Genomic DNA, 21,291 nt, shown 5'->3' with positions numbered 1-21,291 from the left:
ATTTTTAATATATCGCTAATTTGTTGGACGGGCGTAACATGATCTTCCCGCGCATGCAGCTTCGATAAACTGGATCGGACGATTTATGATCATAGAAGCGGCCGAAGACGCGATTCAGTTATAGATCAACAGTCCCCGACTCCGGCCGGGGTGATACCGACTGGGCATCGTCTCACGTCGCAAAACACCGCTTGACGCCTTCCCATATTTGGGAAATGCTAAGATGTCAGACCAATTTCAACGCCTGACTGCCTGATAAGAAAATGGGGAACCATGAAGGCAAATCGTAGCGACAGGCCGGTGATCCGGCCGCTTCCGGTCATGGACCGCGCGCGTCAGGTGACCGATGCGCTGGCGGATTATGTCGAGGAGGCACGCTTGCAGGCGGGCGATCGGCTGCCGGCCGAGCGAGAGCTGATGGCGGCCCTTGCCGTCGGCCGTTCGACCATTCGCGAAGCGATCCGGCATTTTCAGGCGCTCGGCGTCATCGAGACGCGCAAGGGCAGCGGCACCTATCTGTTGAAGCCGGTGTCCCGGGCGACGATCCATATGCCGCTGTCCTTCGACGCGGTGCATCTGCGCGATGCGCTGCTGCAGACGCTGGAGGTTCGCCGCGGCATCGAATGCGAGGCGGGCATGGTCGCGGCCCGGCGGCGCACGGCAAAAGACCTCGTCGTCATCGAGGAGAAGCTCAACGAGATGGAGCGGGTGCACCTGGAGCAGGGCACATCCGGGCCGGAAGATCTCGCCTTCCATCTCGCCGTCTACGACGCCACCCACAATCCGCTGTTTCGCCAGCTGCTCGAGCAGATGCGCGAGACCTTCGAGCGCTTCTGGGAGCATCCGTTCGACCGGCAGGATTTCGCCCGCCGGTCCTTTCCCTTTCACCGCACGCTTTTCAACGCGATCGCTGCTCGGGATGCCGAGGCGGCGCGGGCGGAAACATTGAAAATTCTCGATATCGTCGAGGAAGACATCAAGGAAATGTCCAAATGAGCAACGGCGCCGACCCGTTCGATCTTGCTTCCCTCATCACCGCCCACGACGACGGCAACTTCGCCGACGCCGTCGTGCCGCCGATCTTCCAGACCTCGCTTTTCACCTTTTCCGATTACGACGAGATGATCACCGTCTATCGCGGCGAGAAGGTGCGGCCGACCTATACGCGCGGGCTGAACCCGACGGTGCGCGCCTTCGAGGAAATGCTGGCCAAGCTGGAAGGTGCGGAGGATGCGCTGGGTTTTGCGAGCGGCATGGCGGCGATTTCGTCAGCAGTGCTGAGTTTCGTCGAGCCGGGCGACCGCATCGTCGCCGTCCGCCATGTCTATCCCGATGCTTTCCGCCTGTTCGGCACCATCCTGAAGCGGATGAAGATCGAGGTGATCTATGTCGACGGGCGCGACGAGGAGGCGGTCGCGCGCGCGCTGCCCGGCGCCAAGCTCCTCTACCTGGAAAGCCCGACGAGCTGGGTGATGGAAGCGCATGATGTCGGCGCGCTCGCAGCCCTCGCCAGACAGCACGGCGTCATCTCGATGATCGACAACAGCTGGGCAAGCCCGTTCTTCCAGCGGCCGCTGACGCTCGGCGTCGATCTCGTTATCCATTCGGCCTCGAAATATCTCGGCGGCCACAGCGATGTGGTGGCGGGGATCGTTGCCGGCTCGACGGCGATGATTGCGCGCGTCAAGGCCGAGGCCTATCCTTATCTCGGCGGCAAGCTGTCGCCGTTCGACGCCTGGCTTCTGATCCGCGGCCTGCGCACGCTGCCGCTGCGCATGAAAGCCCATGAGGCATCGGCGCTTGAAATCGCCAGGCGCCTGCAGAAGCTCGATGTGGTGGAGACGGTCTGCCATCCGGGGCTTGCCAATCGTCTGCCCGCCGGGCTCAACGGCACCTCGGGCCTGTTTTCGTTCATCTTCCGCGAAGGCGTCGATATCCGCACTTTCGCCGATCACCTCAAGCTCTTCAAACTGGGAGTGAGCTGGGGTGGACATGAAAGCCTGATCGTACCGGGCGAGGTGGTGCTTCAGCAGAAAGCACAGCCGAATTCCGCGCAAACCTTCGGCATCCATGCGCGGTCCGTACGCCTCCATGTCGGCCTCGAAGGAACCGAGGCTTTGTGGAGGGACATCGAGGAAGCGCTCGCCGCCGCCTCACAATCCTGAAACCTGAGAGAAACCTAACAAGGGGGAACTGAGCCATGAAAAAACTAATAATCTCAACGCTCTTTGCTTCGATGATGGCGGGTACGGCCTTTGCCGACACGACGCTCAAGCTTGTCGAAGTCATCACCAGCCCGGAGCGCACCGAAACGCTGAAATCGATCGTCGGCAAGTTCGAGGCCGCCAATCCCGGCACCAAGGTCGACATCATCTCGCTGCCCTGGAACGAAGCCTTCCAGAAATTCGCGACCATGGTCTCGGCCGGCGATGTGCCCGATGTGATGGAAATGCCCGATACCTGGCTGTCGCTCTATGCCAATAACGGCATGCTCGAGAGCCTCGAGCCCTACCTTGCAAAGTGGGAGCATACCAAGGAGCTGACGCCGCGGGCACTCGAACTCGGCCGCGACGTCAAGAACACCGCCTATATGCTGCCCTACGGCTTCTATCTCCGGGCAATGTTCTACAACAAGAAGCTGCTTTCGGAAGCCGGTGTCGCAGCGCCGCCGAAGACGCTGGAGGAATTCACCGCCGCGTCCGAAAAAGTCTCCAAACTGCCCGGCAAATACGGCTACTGCATGCGCGGCGGACCGGGCGGCCTCAACGGCTGGATGATCTTCGCCGCCTCGATGGCAGGCGACAACAAGTACTTCAAGGAAGACGGCACCTCGACGATGAACAGCCCCGGCTGGGCCAAGGGCATCGAATGGATGGTCGATCTCTACAAGAAGGGCTACGCGCCGAAGGACAGCGTCAACTGGGGCTTCAACGAAGTCGTCGCCGGCTTCTATTCCGGCACCTGCGCCTTCCTCGACCAGGATCCGGATGCGCTGATCGCCATTGCCGAACGCATGAAAAAGGAAGATTTCGGCGTCATGCCGCTGCCGAAGGGTCCCGACGGCAAGTCCTTCCCGACCATCGGCTATGGCGGCTGGTCGATGTTCACGACCAGCGGCAACAAGGATCTCTCCTGGAAGCTGATCGCCACCCTCGAAGGGCCGGAAGGCAATATCGAGTGGAACAAGCGCATCGGCGCGCTGCCGGCCTATACGGCGGCCGAGAAGGATCCCTTCTATGCCGGTGACCAGTTCAAGGGCTGGTTCGAGGAACTGGCGGACCCGAATACGGTGCCGACTGTCATGCCGACCTATCTGGAGGAGTTTGCCTTCTTCAAGGATTCGCTGGCGATCAAGACCTCGCAGCAGGCCCTGCTCGGCGACATCTCGGCGAAGGATCTTGCTGATCAGTGGGCGGAATATCTGACCAAGGCGCAGCAGAAGTTCTTGTCGAAGAAGTAGAGATAGAGGGCTTTGAGATTGAAGCCCCCTCATCCGACCCTACTGGCCACCTATGCCTGGGTCGAGCCACTGGTCTCGACCCGTCCTTCGGACCCCCGAGGGGAGAAGGGAACGGAAACGTCGCGGCATATTCCCTTCTCCCCAGCGGGGAGCAAGGTGCCGGTAGGCGGATGAGGGGGCTCCGACCTCCCACTTCAGAAGCATCATCCGGGCAACAATCCTCTGACTAAGACAATGGAAACCGCAATCCGATGACCATTTCCGCCGATATGCTCGACATGCGTCGCGACCGCAGGCCGTGGCTGCGTCGTCTTGCCGATGCTTCGGAGCCCTATCTCTACAGCGCGCCGTCGCTGATCCTGATCATCGCGGTGATGCTGGTGCCGCTGACGCTCGGGCTGTCCTACGCCTTCCGCGATATCCAACTGCTCAATCCGTTTTCCGGCGGCTTCATCGGGCTCGATCATTTCCGCGAGCTTGCCGGCGATGCCGCCTTTTATGGCGCGCTCAGGAATACGCTCTGGTGGACCGGCGCCTCCGTCGTGCTGCAATTCGTCTTCGGCCTCATCCTGGCGCTGCTGCTCGACAAACCCTTCCCGGGCCGGGCGATCGCGCAGGCGCTGGTCTTCCTGCCCTGGGCGGTGCCGTCCTTTCTCGCCGGCCTCAACTGGGCCTGGCTGTTCAATCCGGTCATCGGGCCGATCCCGCACTGGCTCTTCGCGCTCGGGCTGATGCACGAGCCGGGCAATATTCTTTCCGATCCCGATTACGCGATGTGGGGGCCGATTGCCGCCAATGTCTGGTGGGGCATTCCTTTCTTCGCCATCACCCTGCTTGCCGCCCTGCAGGCGATCCCGCGCGATCTCTACGAGGCGGCCTCGATCGACGGCGCCGGCTGGTTCCAGCGTTTCCGCTCGATCACCCTGCCGTTCCTGGCGCCGACCATTGCCATCACCGTGCTCTTGCGCACCGTGTGGATTTCCAATTTCGCCGATCTCATCGTCGTCATGACCAATGGCGGGCCGGCCGACCGGACGCAGATCGTCGCGAGCTACATCTTCACGACGGCGTTCAAACGGCTCGATTTCGGTTATGCCTCGGCGATCGCGCTGGTGCTGCTCGTGCTGCTGCTTGCCTATTCGATGCTGATCATCCTGCTTCGGCAGACGCTGCTGAACAAGGATTGAGATCATGAGACGATCCGTCATTCCCACCATTGCGCATCGGGTGGCGATCCTCTGCTACATCGCCTTCGCGCTCTTCCCGCTGTTCTGGCTGCTCAAGGTCTCGGTGACGCCGAACGACCTGCTTTATAGCGAAGGCGTGCGCATGTGGCCGTCGCACGCCACCTGGGATCACTATGCCTTCGTGCTGCAGCACAGCGCCTTCCCGACCTTCTTCAAGAACAGCCTGATCGTCTCGGCCTCGACGGCGGTGACGGTGACGATCTGCGCCTCGCTCTCCGGCTACGCGTTGTCGCGCTTCACTTTCCGGGCGAAATATTGGATCGTCGCGCTGATGCTGCTGACCCAGATGTTCCCGCTCGTCATGCTGGTGGCGCCGATCTTCAAGATCCTGTCGCCCTTGCATCTGACCAACAGCCTGACCGGTCTCGTCATCGTCTACACCGCCTTCAACGTGCCCTTCGCCACCTTCCTGATGCAGTCCTTCTTCGACGGCATCCCCAGGGATCTGGAAGAGGCGGCGATGATCGACGGGGCGACGCAGTTCACCGCGTTTCGCCAGATCATCCTGCCGCTGACATTGCCGGGCATTGCCGCGACGCTCGGCTTCGTCTTCACCGCCGCCTGGAGCGAGCTGCTCTTCGCGCTGATGCTGATCAACGGCAATGACGCGGCGACCTTCCCGGTCGGGCTCCTCACCTTCGTTTCAAAATTCTCGGTGGATTTCGGGCAGATGATGGCGGCGGGTGTCATGGCGCTCATTCCGGCTGGCCTCTTCTTCCTGCTCATCCAGCGTTATCTCGTCCAGGGCCTGACGGCCGGCGCGGTCAAGGGTTAAACAGAAATGGCATCGATCGATATCCAGAATATCCGCAAAGCCTATGGCCACGTGCAGGTGCTGCACGGCGTCGATCTCGAAATCAGGGACGGCGAGTTCGTCGTGCTCGTCGGCCCCTCCGGCTGCGGCAAGTCCACGCTGTTGCGGATGATCGCCGGGCTGGAGGACGTCACGTCAGGCGAGATCCGCATTGCGGGCGGCCGGGTGAACGAGCTGCATCCCAAGGACCGCGACATCGCCATGGTGTTCCAGTCCTATGCGCTCTATCCGCACATGAACGTCGCCGGCAATATGAGCTACAGCCTGAAGCTCCGGAAGACGGCGAAGGAGAAGATTGCAACTGCTGTGGCGGCGGCCGCCGCCAAGCTCGGCCTCGATCCGCTGCTCGAACGCAGGCCGAAGGCGCTTTCCGGCGGCCAGCGCCAGCGCGTCGCCATGGGCCGCGCCATCGTGCGCCAGCCGAAGGCCTTCCTGTTCGACGAGCCGCTGTCCAACCTCGATGCGCGCCTGCGCGAACAGATGCGCGCCGAAATCAAGAAACTGCATGGCGAGCTGAAGGCGACCTCGATCTATGTCACCCATGACCAGATCGAGGCGATGACGCTGGCGGACCGGATTGTTGCCATGCATGGCGGCGTCGTCCAGCAGGTCGGCAGTCCGCTGGAACTCTACGACCGTCCCGCCAATCTTTTCGTCGCCGGCTTCATCGGCTCGCCGGGGATGAATTTCCTCGAGGCCAGCTCCGTCACGGGCGGCGTAAAGCTGAAGGACGGAACGGTCGTGCCACTGACAAAACCGCTGCCGCTTTCCGACGGGACCAAAGTGACGCTCGGCATCCGGCCCGAGCATGTGACAATGAGCGACAGCGGAGCCGGACTGGCCGCGGATGTGGAACTTGTCGAGCCGACGGGCTTCGGCATCATCCTGCATCTTGCCCTGCATGGCCTGCCGTTCAAGATCTTCACGCTGAACCGCGAGGCGCTGAAGGCGGGGCCGAAGGTCACTGTGGCTTTCCCCGCTCAATATCTGCATGTGTTCGACGGCGACGGACAACGCTTGGATTGACCGGGCAATCCTCCCGCGCTGCGCGCTGAAAAATCTTTTGCCGCATCGCCCGCAAGGGTTATATCCCTGCGTGATCTTGCCCGTGATCTTGCTGGAGTGGATGCCATGACCGACACCGTTCTCGACCGTTTTCTGCGTTATGTCGTGATCGATACCCAATCCGATCCCTCTTCGTCGACGCAGCCGACCACAAGCAAACAGAAGGATCTCGGACGGGTTCTGGTCGAGGAATTGCTGGCGATCGGGCTTGCGGATGCGCATCTCGATGAACACGGTTATGTCTATGCGACCATTCCGGCCAACAGCGACAAGGCGGTGCCGGTCATCTGTTTCTGCTCGCATATGGATACGGCGCCAGATTTCAGCGGCACCGGCGTCAAGCCGCAGATCATCCGGAATTATGCCGGCGGAGATATCACGCTTGCCGGCGATCAGAGCCGGGTGATCCGTGTTTCCGAGCATCCGGAGCTGAAAAACCAGATCGGCAACGACATCGTCACGACCGACGGAACGACATTGCTCGGCGCCGACGACAAGGCGGGGCTGGCGGAGATCATGACCGCAGCCCGGTTCCTCGTCGACAATCCGGAGATCCGGCACGGGACGATCAAGATCCTGTTCACGCCGGACGAGGAAGTCGGGCGCGGGGTCAACAAGGTCGATCTGAAGAAACTCGGCGCCGATTTCGCCTATACGATGGACGGCGAGACGGCTGGCCATATCGAGGACGAGACCTTCTCGGCCGATGGCGTCGAGATCGGCATCTCGGGCGTCGCGATCCATCCGGGTTTTGCCAAGGACCGCATGGAGAACGCCATCAAGATCGCCGGCGCCGTCATCGACCGGCTGCCGAAGGAGATCGCGCCGGAAACCACCGAGGGAAAGCAGGGCTTCATCCATCCGGTGGGCGTGACCGGCTCGATGGAGAAAGCGTCGCTGAGCTTCATCATCCGCGACTTCACCGACGCGGGGCTCGTGGAAAAGGAGACCTTGCTCGAAGCCATCGTCAAAGAGGTGATGTCAGCCTATCCGGGTTCGACCTATCATTTCGAGGTCAGGGAACAGTATCGCAACATGAAGGTGGTGCTCGACCGTCATCCCGAGATCGTCGACAACGCCATCGAAGCGGTGCGCCGGGCCGGCATGACGCCGGTGCGCGGCAGCATCCGCGGCGGCACGGATGGTTCGCGGCTTTCCTTCATGGGGCTGCCGTGCCCGAACATCTTCGCCGGCGGCCATGCTTTCCACTCGCCGCTCGAATGGGTGAGCCGCCAGGATATGGAAAAGGCCGTCAGAACGATTGTGGAACTCGCGAGGGTCTGGGAAGAGCGCGCTTAACGCGCGCTTTCTTCACTCGAAACCGAAACGTCAGCCGCCGTTCGCCGCGATCGCTCCGCGCAGCATCACGCTGTCATAGGCAGGGCGGGGTGTGGGGATCGCGATCGGCATTCCAGGCTCAGGCTCGATCGAGGCTGCCGGCTGGGTCACCGGCGCCGTGATCGGCATCGGCATCGGCATGGGATTTGCGATCGGCGCCATCCGTGCCGTAGGCGCCATATTGACCGCCGACATCGTGCTCGCCGTCGCCATCGGGTCCGGTGACGGGAGGGGAACGGGAACCGCCGAGGGGATCAGCGCCTCGAACTGCGGCGGCAACATGCTTTCGCCGGGCACATAATTCATCGCTACCTCATAGGAGGGCAGCGGCGGCGGTGTTTGAAGCATGCCGTTGGCGTCGCGCTTCTCGTAGAAGGCGTTGCCGCCGGCGACCGTCACATAATGCATGTTGCCGTAAGGGAATTTCAGGCCGTCGGTGTGGAAGAACATCGCATCCTTCACCGCGGGATGGCGCGCACCCTTCAGGAGGATCGCATCGGCGGCGGTGGCAAGCTCCGGTTCGGCCTGCGGCTTGACTTCGCGCGTCATCACGCCGGGGGCGAACTGCTTCTCCTGGGCGACGACGCCGCAGATGGACGGAGGATAGGCGCCTGACGTGAGCCTGTTCATGACGACGGTGCCGACTGCCATATAGCCGTCCTCATCCGAATGCTGCGATTCGAAATACATCGCGCGCTTCAGGCAGTCGCGATCCTTGGCGGTATAATTGAAGGTGACTTTCGCGGCTTGAGCCTGCTTCGTCTTGGTCTTTGCCGGCGTTGCTGCCGGTTGCGATGTCGTCGTGCAGCCGGTGGCCGCCAGTCCTGCGAACAAAATCCCGATCAGGGATTTTCCAAAGGAAATCTCCGCCCTCAACGCCAGGTGCCTCCTAGGAATGAGTCCAGCCCTTTATGATTAACGCGCAAAATCTTTTACTCGTCATATGATTGAAATACAAACAACCTTAGATAACAAAAATCCTGAGGGACTCTCGCCAAATGCGATTCCGGCGATGCACCCGGAGGCCATCTGCTGCATAATTCCCAAAAATTAAGGAATTATGCAGCAACTCAATGCGTTACAGCGCCCGTTTGCGCTGATCAGCTGCGAAACAGCTTCCAGCGAGTCGGCTTGAACGCCACGCGGTTGCGGTCGAGTCTGTCGGCCTCGCTCGGCGGCAGCTCGATCTCGATATGCGGGCGGTCATTGCCGATATCCAATTCGATATGGCGGGTGCCGGCAACGCGGCGGCTGGAGACCGGCTGGCCGGCAATACAGTTTTCAGCCGATTCGCAGAGCCTGACGTCATGCGGGCGGAAATAGAGCTGTGCCGGGCCGTCCGGCTCGCCGTCGGCATTGAGGCCGAGCGAGCGGCCGTCGAAGCGGATGTCGCCGCCCGAGACTTCGATCTGCAGGCAGTTCGACTGGCCGATAAATCCGAAGACGAAGGGAGAATTCGGATTGTCATAGACTTCGTCAGGCGTGCCGACCTGTTCGATCGCGCCCTGGCTCATGACGACGACGCGGTCGGCAAGCTCCAGCGCTTCATCCTGGTCGTGGGTGACGAAGACGGTGGTGTGGCCGGTGCGGTCGTGGATCTCGCGCAGCCATTTGCGCAGGTCCTTGCGCACCTGGGCGTCGAGCGCGCCGAAGGGTTCGTCGAGCAGCAGCACGTTCGGCTCGACGGCCATGGCGCGGGCGAGCGCCACACGCTGGCGCTGGCCGCCGGAAAGCTGTGCCGGATAACGCTTCTCAAGCCCGGAAAGCTGCACGAGCTCGAGCAGTTCCAGCGCCCGCCGGCGGATATCGGCTTTCGCGGGACGCCTAGCGCCCTTTCTGACCTTCAGGCCGAAGGAGACGTTGTCGAGCACCGTCATGTAGCGGAACAGAGCGTAATGCTGGAAGACGAAGCCGATATTGCGCTGCTGCACAGTCTTCTTCGAGGCATCCTCGTCACCGAAGAAGATCTGCCCCTCCGTCGGGCTTTCCAGGCCGGCGATCAGCCGCAGCAATGTCGTCTTGCCGGAGCCCGAAGGGCCAAGCAGGGCGATCAGTTCGCCAGAGCGGATGCCGAGCGAGACATCGTGCAGCGCCGGGAAACGATCGAATTCCTTGCGGATGTTTTGAACGCGTACTTCCATTCCAAATCCTTCAGTGCCGCCGGCTGGCGGAGATTTCAGCGCTATAGCGCATTTCCAGCAGCGTCTTCAAAACAAGAGTGACGAGCGCCAGCAAGGCCAAAAGCGTGGCGACGGCAAAAGCGCCGGTGAAATTATACTCGTTATAGAGAATTTCCACCTGCAGCGGCATGGTGTTCGTCTGGCCGCGAATATGGCCGGACACCACCGAGACGGCGCCGAATTCGCCCATGGCGCGGGCGTTGCAGAGCAGCACGCCATAGAGCAGGCCCCATTTGATGTTCGGCAGCGTCACGTGCCAGAAGGTCTGCCAGCCGCTGGCGCCGAGCGACAGGGCGGCCTCCTCATCGGCCGTTCCCTGCTCCTGCATCAGCGGAATCAGCTCGCGGGCGACGAAGGGGAAGGTGACGAACATCGTCGCCAGGATCAGCCCCGGCACGGCGAACAGGATCTTGATGTCATAGGCGCTGAGCCATTGGCCGAGCCAGGTATTGGCGCCGAACAAGAGCACGAAGACCAGGCCGGATATAACAGGCGAGACCGAAAAGGGCATGTCGATCAGCGTCGTCAGGAACGCCTTGCCCTTGAACTCGAACTTGGCGATCGCCCAGGCGGCGGCAACCCCGAAGACGAGGTTGAGCGGCACGCTGACGCCGGCGACGATCAGCGTCAGCCGGATCGCCGAGAGGGTTTCGAGATCGCTGAGCGCCTGGAGAAAGGGACCTGGTCCCTTGCGGAAGGCCTCGACGAAGACTGCGGCGAGCGGCAGAAGCAGGATCAGCAGCAGGAAGACCAGCGATAGGGCGATCAGGCTGAAGCGTGCAAACCTGTGTTCGGTGGTCACCGAACGCAGCTTCGCTGGTTGAACGGTCGCATCAAGCGCCATAGCCGTACCTCCGCCTGCTCCAGCTCTGGATGAGATTGATGACCAGCAGCATGGCGAAGGAGATCACCAGCATGATCGCCGCAATGCCGGTCGCTGCCGCATAATTATACTCTTCGAGTTTGATGACGATCAGCAGCGGCGCGATCTCCGATTTGAACGGCAGGTTGCCGGCGATGAAGATGACTGAGCCGTATTCGCCGACGCCGCGGGCAAGAGCGAGCGCGAAGCCGGTGAGCACGGCAGGCGCCAGCCCCGGCAGCAGCACGCGGAAAATCGTCTGGAGGCGGTTGGCGCCGAGCGTTGCCGCGGCCTCTTCCACTTCCTTGTCGATTTCCTCCATGACCGGCTGCACGGTGCGCACCACGAAAGGCAGGCCGACGAAGATCAGCGCCACGACGATGCCGGCCGGCGTGAAGGCGATCTTGATGCCGAGCGGTGTCAGGAACTGGCCGATCCAGCCGTTCGGCGCGTAGAGCGTCGCCAATGCAATGCCGGCGACGGCCGTCGGCAGCGCGAAGGGCAGGTCGACCATAGCGTCGATGACGCGCTTGCCGGGGAAACGGTAGCGCACCAGCACCCAGGCGAGAATGATGCCGAAGACGGCGTTGATAACAGCGGCGATGAAGGCGCTGCCGAAGCTGATGCGCAGCGCGTTCAAGATGCGCGGATCGAACGCGATCGACCAGAATTTCTCCCAGCCGAGCGCGCTCGACCGGACGGCAAGGCCGGAGAGCGGGATGAGGATCAGAAGGGTGAGCCAGGTCAATGTGAGACCGAGCGCCATTCCGAAACCCGGAATGACGCTCGGCCGCTTGAACCGCCACCGCGTGGGGCTATGTGCTTTCATGAAGTCTATTATTGTGCCGGCTTGTAGATTTGGTCAAATACGCCGCCGTCGCCGAAGAATTTCGGCTGGGCTTCCTTCCAGCCGCCGAAATCGTCGATGGTGGCGAGCGTCAGCTTCGGAAAGCGGGCGATATCGGCCGGATCGGCGGCTTCAGGCTTGATCGGCCGGTAATAATGCTTGGCGGCGATCTTCTGGCCTTCGTCGGAATAGAGATAGTTGAGATAGGCTTCGGCGACCTTGCGCGTGCCCTTCTTGTCGACATTGCCGTCGACGACGGCGACCGGCGGGTCGGCGCGGATGGAGAAGCTCGGCGTCACGATCTCGAACTGGTCGGGACCGAGTTCCTCGAGCGAAAGATAGGCTTCGTTCTCCCAGGCAAGCAGAACGTCGCCGAGGCCGCGCTGGACGAAGGTCGTCGTCGCCCCGCGCGCGCCGGTATCGAGAACCGGAACGTGCTGCAGCAATTTCGTCACATAGTCCTGCGCCTTGGCGTCGTCGCCGCCATTCGCCTGCTTGGCCCATGCCCATGCGGCCAGGAAGTTCCAGCGGGCGCCGCCCGAGGTCTTCGGGTTCGGGGTGATGACCTGCACGTCGTCCTTGACAAGATCGCCCCAATCCTTGATGCCCTTCGGATTGCCCTTGCGGACGAGGAAGACGATCGTCGACGTATAGGGCGTCGAATTGTTGGGCAGCTTGGTCTTCCAGTCTGCCGGGATCTTGCCGGTCTTTTGGGCGATGGCGTCGATATCGCCTTCAAGGGCCAGGGTGACCACGTCTGCGTCGAGGCCGTCGATGACGGAGCGGGCCTGGGCGCCGGAGCCGCCATGCGATGCCTGGATCGTTACGGCTTCGCCGGTATCCTTCTGCCACTTGGCGGCAAAGGCGGCGTTGAAATCCTTATACAATTCGCGAGTCGGATCATAGGAAACGTTGAGAAGCGTCTGATCGGCGAATGCCGGAGCGATGCCCCCGATCGCGAAGCTGCCTGCCATGACCACCGCTGCGATGAGCCGGGTGAGCCGTTGTGTCTGCATGGAACCCTCCTGTTTTCTGTCTTAACTCTATCAAGTCAGTCGTATAATGAAACGAAGGTTATTCCGGTTCCGGCGGGGCCGTTAGAATGTCATTCCATTTGATGGCTGATTTTGAAATGGACGTGCCGGAGTTGGCCGCGGCCAATCGGACGCCACTGGTGAGCGCCGAAGGACCGTGTTTTTTTGGCCACAGTTCCTCCATGAAAGGGACACGGTCATGCGGATTTTTGCCGGGTTTTTGCCACGATGGCACTTGCGGATTCCTATATGGCGCCCGTGCGGTCGTATTCACCGGCCGCTACGCGGGGGCATCCCTTGAAATGCGCCTCGCATTCCAAACCTGTTAGGGCCATTCAAAATGAATATCAGAACGATCCTTTTTGCCTCCGTTGCCGCCCTTGCCGCGGCCTCCGGAGCCCGTGCTGCCGACGCCATCGTGGCGGCGGAACCCGAGCCCGTGGAATATGTTCGCGTTTGCGACGCCTACGGTACCGGCTATTTTTATATTCCGGGGACGGAAACATGCCTTTCTGTCGGCGGTTACATCCGTACCGAAGTGCGCTTCGGTGATCAGATCTCCGGCGATTCCGACGTAAACTTCTGGACGCGTGGCCAGGTCACCTTCCAGGCCAAGAACGACACCGAGTACGGTACGCTGACCGGCGTCATCACGCTGCGCTACAATGCCGACAGCGCCTCCGACCAGGAAGCGCTGCTTGACGAAGGCTATATCGACATTGCCGGTTTCCGCGTCGGTAAGCTCTACAGCTGGTGGGATGACGACATGAGCGGCGAGACCGATACGCTCGCCAGCAACGAGACGACCCATAACTCGATCCGTTATCAGTACGAGTCGGGTGCTTTCACGGCCGGCCTTTCGGTCGATGAACTGGAAGACGACTACGCCACCAAGCCGGGCGAAGGCCCGAACAACTTCGGTGTCGCAGGCCAGGTCTCTTATAAGGCCGGCGCCATCAGCGCTTACCTGCTGGCCGGTTATGACACCGACACCAGCGAAGTCGCCGTCCGCGGCATCGTCTATGCCGACATCGGCCCGGGCACGCTCGGCATTGCCGGCGTATGGGCAAGCGGCGCCAACTACTACTACGAAGAGTCCGAATGGACGATCGCAGCAGAATACGCCTTGAAGATCAACGACAAGTGGTCGGTCACCCCCGGCTTCCAGTACTTCGAGAACATCTCGCTCGACGCTGACGGCAACGGCTTCAGCGGCGGCAGCGCCTACACCACAGGCGTCACGATCGACTACCGTATCGTCGACGACCTCCGCACCAAGCTCAGCGTGCAATATCACGATGAGGACGAAGGCGACGACGAAGTGTTCGGCTTCCTGCGCTTCCAGCGCGATTTCTAGCGCATAACCCCGAAAATCGGAATCGATTTTCGGAAAGGATTATGCGCCAGTTCAAAGTGTTAGAGCGTCCTTAGCGCGTCTTTTTGGACGTGCGGCGCTCTAATATCGTCTAATCGCAGACGAGCGGGCGCGGCCTTCGGGCCGCGCCTTTTTTATGCTCTTCACACCCGGGAATCGGCGATGAAATCGGAATAAAATTCGTCGACCGTCCGTGCCTTGCGCATGGCGGCCAGCGTGCCGTCCGATTGCAGGCGGCGCGCGATGGCGGACAGTACGTTCAGATATTCGCCGCGATTGTTTTCGCCGAAGAGCAGCACGAAGGCGATGTCGGTCGGGATGTCGTCGATCGCTTCGAAATCCAGCGGCTGGGCAAAGCGGATGAGAAGGCCGCGCGGGCTGCTCATGCCGTCGATCGCCGCGTGTGGAATGGCGATGCCGTTGCCGATGCCGGTGGAGCCGAGCTTCTCACGCTCTTCCAGCGCCTTCAGAATGGCCTGGCCGTCGACGGAGAAAGCCTTGGCTGCCTTGTCGGCTATAAGCTGCAGCGCGCGCCATTTCGTCGGTACCGACACGCCGATGAAGGTATGTTCCGGCCGGATGATGTTGGGAAGGTTCATGTCATTCTCAATACTATTTGGTTCGATGCTGTTGGGCTGGACGCTGTTTGGGCTCGATACGTTGGGGCAGCGGGAGGGAAGTCAGTCCGGTTCCCTGAGGCGGTAGCCGACGCCGGTCTCGGTGGTGATATAGTGCGGCTGGTCGGGAATTTTCTCGACTTTTTGTCGCAGCTGCCTGACGTAAACGCGCAGATACTGCACGTCGGCCGCCGGTCCCCATATCTGCTTCAAAAGAAACTGATGTGTCAGCACTTTGCCGGCGTGCTGGGCGAGCACGCGCAGGATGTCGTATTCCTTCGGTGACAGTTTGATTTCCTTGTCGTCGACCTTGACGATGCGCTTGACGAGATCGATCGACAGGCCGCCGGTCTGGAAGATCGCCTTTTCGCCCTGCTGCTGCAGGCGGTGGCGCAGCGCCACGCGGATGCGGGCGCCGAGTTCGTTGACGCCGAAGGGCTTGGTGACGTAGTCGTCGGCGCCGCTTTCCAGCGCCGTGACGATTCCGGCCTCGTCGGTGCGGCTGGAGAGAATGATGACGGGGATGGAAAGCCCTTCTTCGCGCCACTCCTGAAGCAAGTCGTGGCCCGATGTGTCGGGCAGGCCGAGGTCGAGCACGATGAGATCGGGCATTCCGTCTGCGACCGACTGACGGGCGCTGGCAGCGTTCGGCGCTTCCTGCACCTCATAGCCCTGCGCGGTCAGGCCGACGCGGAGCAGCTTGCGGATCGGCGGTTCGTCGTCGACGACGAGGATTTTGACGGCTGAACCGGTCATGGGAGTTCGTCCAGTTTCGGAATGTCGTTGGGTTTCGGCAGGCGGATGGTGAAGACGGCGCCGTGGCCGGCCATCCGGTTGCCGGCGGCGATCGTGCCGCCCATCGCCTCGATGAAACCGCGGCAGATGGAAAGGCCGAGCCCGGTGCCGGCGCGCACCTGATCGCCCTTGCGCACCCGGTAGAAGGTGTCGAAGACGCGGCCGAGATCGGCCGGCGGAATGCCCGGACCTTCATCAGAGACCTGCACGACGACGGTGTCGGCATCGGCCCAGCCCTCGATGTGGACCACCGATCCCTCGGGCGCATATTTCGCGGCATTGTCGAGCAGGTTGAAGATCGCCTGCTCGAACAGCACCGGATCGACGCGCACCATCGGCAGGTCGGCGGGAATGCTCATCTCGGTCTTGTGGTGCTCGAGAATCTTGGCGGCGCGGCGCAGCGCGCTGCCGACGATATCGCCGGCATAATGCAGCGCGGAATTCGGCTCCATCGCCCCGGATTCGATCTTGGTCATGTCGAGCAGGTTGGCGATGAAGCGGTTGAGGCGCTCGGATTCGTCGACGACCGTTGCAAGCAGGTCGCTGCGATCCTCTTCCGGCATGGCGGTGAAATAGTCGCGCAGCGTGCCGGCGGCGCCGAGGATGGCGGCAAGCGGCGTCTTCAGATCGTGCGAGATCGAGGTCAGCAGGGCCGAGCGCAGCCGGTCGGCTTCGGCCGCAAGCCTTGCCCGGTCGACATCGGCGACGAGCTGGACGCGTTCGATGGCAAGCGCCGCCTGGTCGGCCAGCGCATCGAGCAGCCGCTGCTGCTCCGGCGTCAGCAGCGGTCCGTCGCGGCGGTCGCTGTCGAGGCCGATGACGCCGACGGCGGTGCGTCCGGTTCTGAGCGGCACATAGAGGCGTTTGGCGCCTGGCAGCGTATCGGCGCCGCGGCCGGCGGCATGATTGTGCTCCCAGGCCCAGCGGGCGGCGGCGATATCGGCATCGTCGAGCGTGTCGTCTGGCGGATAACCGGCCTTGACGGCGATGCTGCCTTCCTCAGGCAGCAGCAGCACGACGCGAACCTTCAGCATCGAGGCGAGCTGGAAGGCGGTCGCCCAGAGCACGTCGTCGAGCGTGCCGGTGCCGGCAAGCTTCTTGGAGAAGAGATAGAGATCCTCGGTCGTACGTGCCCGCTGCCGGGCGGCGGCGGCCTGGCGCTGCACGGTCGCGGTCAGGTTGCTGGCGATGATGGCGACGCCGAGGAAAAAGAACAGCGCAAGCACGCTTTCCGGATCGCTGATCGTCAGCGTGTAGCGCGGCGGCAGGAAGAAGAAATTGAACGAGAGCGCGCCGAGAATGCAGCTGTAGAGCGCCGGCCGCAGGCCGTGAATGACCGCCGAGGTCAGCACCGCCATCAGGAAGACGAGGGCGAGGTTGCGCACGTCGAGCACCTGATCGAGCACGATGCCGACGGCGAGCGCGATGGCGACATAGGCGGTCGCCAGCAGATAGGCCCTGAAATCCAGCGGCGGGGCGGTGGCGGCGGCCCTGACGCCGCGCGCGACGGTGCCGTCCTTCTCATTGCCCGATATGACGTGGACGCTGATTTCGCCGGTCCTGCGGATCAGCTCGTCGGTGACCGAACGGCTCCACCAGTCGCGCCATGTCGGCTTCTTCGGGGCGCCGATGACGATATGGGTGACATTGTTGGCGCCGGCATGGCGAACGAGCTCTTCGGCCACCTCACGGCCGGGAATGGTCAGTGCTTCGCCGCCGAGCTGTTCGGCCAGCCGCAAGGTCGCTGCGACCGTGTCGCGCTCGGTCTCGCTCAGATTGATCGAGCGATTGGTCTCGACATAGACGGCAGCCCAGGGCGCGCGCAGCCGTGAGGCCATGCGGGCGGCATAACGGACCAGCGAGGCGGAGCGCGGGTGATGGTCGACCGAGACGAGGACACGTTCGCCCGCCGCCCAGGGGCCTGAAATGGCATGGGCCTGCATGTGGGTGAGCAGCTGGTCGTCGACGCGCTGGGCGGTCTTGCGCAGCGCCAGTTCCCGGAGCGCCGTCAGGTTGCCCGGCGTGAAATAGTTGGTCAGCGCCCGCTCGGCGGTGCGCGGCATATAGACCTTGCCGTCATGCAGGCGCTTGATCAGATCGTCGGGCGTCAGATCGATGATCTCGACATCGTCGGCAAGATCGATGATCGAATCCGGCACCGTCTCGCGCACGCGGATGCGGGTGATCTGCGAGACGACGTCGTTGAGGCTTTCGACATGCTGGATATTCAGCGTCGTATAGACGTCGATGCCGCGATCGAGCAGCTCCTTGACGTCGAGATAGCGTTTCGGATGGCGGCTGCCCTCGGCATTGGTGTGGGCGAGTTCGTCGACCAGCACGAGGTCGGGCCGGCGGGCGAGGATGCCGTCGAGATCCATTTCCTCGAGCGGCCGGCCCTTGTAGTCGATTTCGACGCGGGGAATGATCTCGAAGCCGGCGAGCAGTGCCTCGGTCTCCTTGCGGCCGTGGGTTTCGACGACGCCGATGACGACATCGAGACCATCGGCGATCTTGGCGCGGCCGGAGATCAGCATTTCATAGGTCTTGCCGACGCCGGGGGCGGCGCCCAGAAAGATCTTCAGACGGCCGCGCATCTCCGCCCGGGCTTTTTCGAGAAGCGCATCGGGCGAGGGCCTGCCGGCCTGGTCGCGATTGTCGTCTGGCATGCGGTTCGGTCTTTCTGCAGACGGGCTGCGATGGCGATCTCTCGTTACGTCAGTTCAGCCGCCAGACCGACATCACTCGGTTTAGCTGGCGGAAGGCATTCTCTACGCCGCGAATAGCTCCTTATTCCCGCCCCGCCCTCCGTCATGCTCGGCCTTGAGCCAAGCATCCACACGGCATCCACCAGCAGCCGCGGCATGGATCCTCGGCTCAAGGCCGAGGATGACGGAGAGTGGATTGGCTTTCTCGCCAAACTCGCCTGGCTCTATAAAGAAGGCTACGTCTCGGATGCTTCATCGGGCCGCCACTCACACTTCCCGCAACCTTCACTCAGTCATAGAAGCATCAAGGCTCTGGTTCAACGCCAGAACATTGACGGTGGGTTCGCCGAGGATGCCGAGCTCACGGGCCTGGACGGCGCCGTCGACCAGCGCCTTGACCCTGGCCTCATCCAGGTTTCGCGCCTTGGCGACGCGGGCCACCTGGAAGTAGGCGGCTTCGGGCGAAATATGCGGATCGAGGCCGCTGCCGGAAGCGGTGACGAGGTCGGCGGGGACTTCGGCATTCGGGTTCGTGGCCTTGGCGGCCTCATAGTCGGCCTTGACGCGGTCGATCAGCTTCTGGCTGGTCGGGCCGAGATTGGAGCCGCTGGAGGCGGCGGCATTGTAGCCGTCGCCGGCAGCTGACGGCCGGCCGTGGAAATATTTGTCTGTCGTGAAGGCCTGGCCGATCAGCGTCGAGCCGATCACCTGGCCATTCTTCTCGATCAGGCTGCCATTCGCCTGGGTGGGGAAGAGGGCCTGGGCCGCACCGGTCATGGCAAGCGGATAGAGAAGGCCTGTTATGGCGGTGGTGGCGACGATCATGACGATTGCCGGGCGAAATTCTTTCAACATTGTTGTCAACTCCTTGCGTGTTCAGGCAAGACCGAGGGCGGCGACGGTCATGTCGATCGCCTTGATGCCGATGAAGGGAACGATGATGCCGCCGAGGCCGTAGATCAGCAGGTTGCGCGACAGAAGCGCGCCGGCGCCGATCGGCCGGTAACGCACGCCCTTCAGCGACAGCGGGATCAGCGCGATGATAATGAGCGCATTGAAGATGATCGCCGAGAGGATGGCGCTTTGCGGCGTCGACAGCCCCATGACGTTGAGCACGCCGAGTTGCGGGTAGAAGGTCAGGAACATCGCCGGGATGATGGCGAAGTATTTGGCGATGTCGTTGGCGATCGAAAAGGTGGTCAGGGCGCCGCGCGTCATCAGCAGCTGCTTGCCGATCTCGACGATCTCGATCAGCTTCGTCGGGTCGCTATCGAGGTCGACCATGTTGCCGGCCTCGCGGGCGGCGACCGTGCCGGTGTTCATGGCGACGCCGACATCGGCCTGGGCGAGTGCGGGCGCGTCGTTGGTGCCATCGCCGCACATGGCGACGAGCTTGCCCTTCGACTGTTCCTCGCGCATCAGCGCCAGCTTCATCTCCGGCGTCGCCTGGGCGAGGAAGTCGTCGACGCCGGCTTCGGCGGCGATGGCGGCTGCTGTCAGCGGGTTGTCGCCTGTTATCATCACCGTGCGGATGCCCATGCGGCGCAGCTCGGTGAAGCGCTCGCGGATGCCGCCCTTGACGATATCCTTCAGCTGGATGACGCCGAGCAGCCTGCCGTCGCGGGCGACGGCCAGCGGCGTTCCGCCCGATTTGGCGACCTCGTCCGATATCGACTGCAGCTCGCGCACCACCTCGCTGCCGTTCTTCGAGGAGGCGTCGCCGTTGACATAGGCGAGCACCGCATCGACCGCACCCTTGCGGATCGAAGCGCCTTCGAGATCGACGCCGCTCATGCGGGTCTGGGCGGCGAAGGGGACGAACGTCGCCCTGAGGCTCGCCATGTCGCGGCCGCGGATCGCATATTTTTCCTTGGCGAGCACGACGATGGAGCGGCCTTCCGGCGTTTCGTCGGCCAGCGAGGCGAGCTGGGCGGCATCGGCGAGATCCTGTTCGGAAACACCACGAACTGGCCGGAAACTCGTCGCCTGGCGGTTGCCGAGGGTGATCGTGCCCGTCTTGTCGAGCAGCAGCGTGTCGACGTCGCCGGCAGCTTCGACGGCGCGGCCGGACATGGCGAGCACGTTGAAGCGGACGAGGCGGTCCATGCCGGCAATGCCGATCGCCGACAGGAGCGCACCGATCGTCGTCGGGATCAGCGTGACGAAGAGGGCGACGAGCACGATGATCGGGATCGAGCCGCCGGCATAGACGGCAAAGCTCGGGATCGTCGCCGTCGCCAGCACGAAGATCAGCGTCATGCCGGCAAGCAGGATGTTGAGCGCGATTTCGTTCGGCGTCTTCTGGCGTTCGGCACCTTCGACGAGCGAGATCATCCGGTCGAGGAAGGTGGAGCCGGCGGCCGCGGTGATCCGCACGCGGATCCAGTCGGAGAGCACCTGCGTGCCGCCGGTGACCGCCGAACGGTCGCCGCCGGATTCACGGATAACAGGGGCGGATTCGCCTGTGATGGCGGCCTCGTTGACGGAGGCGACCCCTTCGATGACTTCGCCGTCCGAGGGGATGATGTCGCCGGCCTCGACGAGCACGATATCGCCGACCTTGAGGCTGGTGCCCGGCACCATGCGGTAGTCGTGACCATTGTTGGCGGTCAATAGCTTGGCCTGGGTTTCGGTGCGCGCCTTGCGCAGCGAATCCGCCTGCGCCTTGCCACGGCCTTCAGCGACGGCTTCGGCGAAATTGGCAAAGAGCACGGTGAACCAGAGCCAGAGATTGATCTGGAAGGAGAAGCCGAGATTGCCGTTGCCCACCGCGAGGTCGCGCAGGAAAAGCACGGTGGTCAGCACCGAGACCGTGGCCACGACGAACATGACCGGGTTTCTGGCAAGGGCGCGCGGGTCGAGCTTCTTGAAGGCGGCACCGATCGCCGGAATGAGGATGCGAGAATCCAGGATGCTCGCGGATTTTGCCTGGCTCATAAGAGACTCCAGCTT

The 21,291-nt window shown here is 62.4% G+C and carries 18 protein-coding genes; 8 read left to right on the top strand and 10 right to left on the bottom strand.

Translation table 11 applies throughout. The features are described from left to right. Positions 1 to 273: 273 nt before the first annotated feature. The 7 genes from GGD57_RS14460 to pepT all read left to right on the top strand — a co-directional run bounded on the left by GGD57_RS14460 (position 274) and on the right by pepT (position 7,885). The gene (locus tag GGD57_RS14460) at positions 274 to 996 is read left to right on the top strand and encodes a FadR/GntR family transcriptional regulator (protein WP_184470794.1); all 723 of its coding nucleotides are present in this window, start codon (positions 274 to 276) and stop codon (positions 994 to 996) included. Further along, the gene (locus GGD57_RS14455; protein ID WP_184470791.1) at positions 993 to 2,165 is read left to right on the top strand and encodes a PLP-dependent transferase; all 1,173 of its coding nucleotides are present in this window, start codon (positions 993 to 995) and stop codon (positions 2,163 to 2,165) included. The genes GGD57_RS14460 and GGD57_RS14455 overlap by 4 nt, the downstream gene beginning before the upstream one ends. 35 nt (positions 2,166 to 2,200) lie before the next feature. Next, on the top strand, positions 2,201 to 3,460 hold the full coding sequence (locus GGD57_RS14450; protein WP_184470789.1) for an ABC transporter substrate-binding protein: 1,260 nt from the start codon (positions 2,201 to 2,203) through the stop codon (positions 3,458 to 3,460). 251 nt (positions 3,461 to 3,711) lie between these two features. Further along, on the top strand, positions 3,712 to 4,647 hold the full coding sequence (locus GGD57_RS14445; protein WP_184470787.1) for a carbohydrate ABC transporter permease: 936 nt from the start codon (positions 3,712 to 3,714) through the stop codon (positions 4,645 to 4,647). A 4-nt stretch (positions 4,648 to 4,651) separates the two neighbouring features. Beyond that, positions 4,652 to 5,482, top strand: a complete 831-nt coding sequence (locus GGD57_RS14440; protein WP_184470785.1) for a carbohydrate ABC transporter permease — start codon at positions 4,652 to 4,654, stop codon at positions 5,480 to 5,482. Positions 5,483 to 5,488: 6 nt separating this feature from the next. After that, positions 5,489 to 6,547 (top strand): ABC transporter ATP-binding protein, encoded by a 1,059-nt coding sequence (locus tag GGD57_RS14435; RefSeq protein WP_184470783.1) that lies wholly within the window; start codon positions 5,489 to 5,491, stop codon positions 6,545 to 6,547. Between the two features lie 105 nt (positions 6,548 to 6,652). Then, positions 6,653 to 7,885 (top strand): peptidase T, encoded by a 1,233-nt coding sequence (gene pepT / locus GGD57_RS14430; protein WP_184470781.1) that lies wholly within the window; start codon positions 6,653 to 6,655, stop codon positions 7,883 to 7,885. Between the two features lie 30 nt (positions 7,886 to 7,915). On the opposite strand, the gene GGD57_RS14425 is transcribed toward pepT, so the two are convergent. The 5 genes from GGD57_RS14425 to GGD57_RS14405 all read right to left on the bottom strand — a co-directional run bounded on the left by GGD57_RS14425 (position 7,916) and on the right by GGD57_RS14405 (position 12,829). After that, positions 7,916 to 8,800: a cell wall hydrolase gene (locus GGD57_RS14425; RefSeq protein ID WP_184470779.1), complete on the bottom strand. Its 885-nt coding sequence runs from the start codon at positions 8,798 to 8,800 to the stop codon at positions 7,916 to 7,918. Positions 8,801 to 9,024: 224 nt separating this feature from the next. Beyond that, positions 9,025 to 10,065: a sulfate/molybdate ABC transporter ATP-binding protein gene (locus tag GGD57_RS14420; protein WP_184470777.1), complete on the bottom strand. Its 1,041-nt coding sequence runs from the start codon at positions 10,063 to 10,065 to the stop codon at positions 9,025 to 9,027. A gap of 10 nt (positions 10,066 to 10,075) precedes the next feature. Continuing rightward, positions 10,076 to 10,948: a sulfate ABC transporter permease subunit CysW gene (cysW, locus tag GGD57_RS14415; protein WP_184470775.1), complete on the bottom strand. Its 873-nt coding sequence runs from the start codon at positions 10,946 to 10,948 to the stop codon at positions 10,076 to 10,078. Then, the gene (gene cysT, locus GGD57_RS14410) at positions 10,938 to 11,795 is read right to left on the bottom strand and encodes a sulfate ABC transporter permease subunit CysT (RefSeq protein ID WP_184470773.1); all 858 of its coding nucleotides are present in this window, start codon (positions 11,793 to 11,795) and stop codon (positions 10,938 to 10,940) included. The genes cysW and cysT overlap by 11 nt, the downstream gene beginning before the upstream one ends. 8 nt (positions 11,796 to 11,803) lie before the next feature. Beyond that, positions 11,804 to 12,829, bottom strand: coding sequence for a sulfate ABC transporter substrate-binding protein (locus GGD57_RS14405; RefSeq protein ID WP_184470771.1), 1,026 nt, complete (start codon positions 12,827 to 12,829; stop codon positions 11,804 to 11,806). A 358-nt stretch (positions 12,830 to 13,187) separates the two neighbouring features. On the opposite strand from GGD57_RS14405, the gene GGD57_RS14400 reads away from it, so the two are divergent. Continuing rightward, positions 13,188 to 14,204, top strand: coding sequence for a porin (locus tag GGD57_RS14400; RefSeq protein WP_184470769.1), 1,017 nt, complete (start codon positions 13,188 to 13,190; stop codon positions 14,202 to 14,204). Between the two features lie 161 nt (positions 14,205 to 14,365). On the opposite strand, the gene GGD57_RS14395 is transcribed toward GGD57_RS14400, so the two are convergent. The 5 genes from GGD57_RS14395 to kdpB form a co-directional block, all read right to left on the bottom strand. Beyond that, a complete protein-coding gene (locus tag GGD57_RS14395; RefSeq protein WP_184470767.1) occupies positions 14,366 to 14,821 on the bottom strand; it encodes a PTS sugar transporter subunit IIA in 456 nt (151 codons plus the stop codon). A gap of 81 nt (positions 14,822 to 14,902) precedes the next feature. Continuing rightward, positions 14,903 to 15,595 (bottom strand): response regulator transcription factor, encoded by a 693-nt coding sequence (locus GGD57_RS14390; protein ID WP_184470765.1) that lies wholly within the window; start codon positions 15,593 to 15,595, stop codon positions 14,903 to 14,905. Next, positions 15,592 to 18,300 (bottom strand): sensor histidine kinase, encoded by a 2,709-nt coding sequence (locus tag GGD57_RS14385; RefSeq protein WP_184470763.1) that lies wholly within the window; start codon positions 18,298 to 18,300, stop codon positions 15,592 to 15,594. The genes GGD57_RS14390 and GGD57_RS14385 overlap by 4 nt, the downstream gene beginning before the upstream one ends. Positions 18,301 to 18,624: 324 nt before the next feature. After that, the gene (kdpC, locus tag GGD57_RS14380) at positions 18,625 to 19,194 is read right to left on the bottom strand and encodes a potassium-transporting ATPase subunit KdpC (RefSeq protein WP_184470761.1); all 570 of its coding nucleotides are present in this window, start codon (positions 19,192 to 19,194) and stop codon (positions 18,625 to 18,627) included. A 21-nt stretch (positions 19,195 to 19,215) separates the two neighbouring features. Beyond that, the gene (kdpB, locus tag GGD57_RS14375; RefSeq protein ID WP_184470759.1) at positions 19,216 to 21,276 is read right to left on the bottom strand and encodes a potassium-transporting ATPase subunit KdpB; all 2,061 of its coding nucleotides are present in this window, start codon (positions 21,274 to 21,276) and stop codon (positions 19,216 to 19,218) included. Between the last annotated feature and the right edge of the window lie 15 nt (positions 21,277 to 21,291).

Source organism: Rhizobium esperanzae, assembly GCF_014197615.1.
In the GTDB taxonomy this organism is placed as follows: Bacteria; Pseudomonadota; Alphaproteobacteria; order Rhizobiales; family Rhizobiaceae; genus Rhizobium; species Rhizobium esperanzae_A.
The sequence above is the reverse complement of the archived record's forward strand: the minus strand, read 5'-3'. Positions and strand labels throughout refer to the sequence as shown.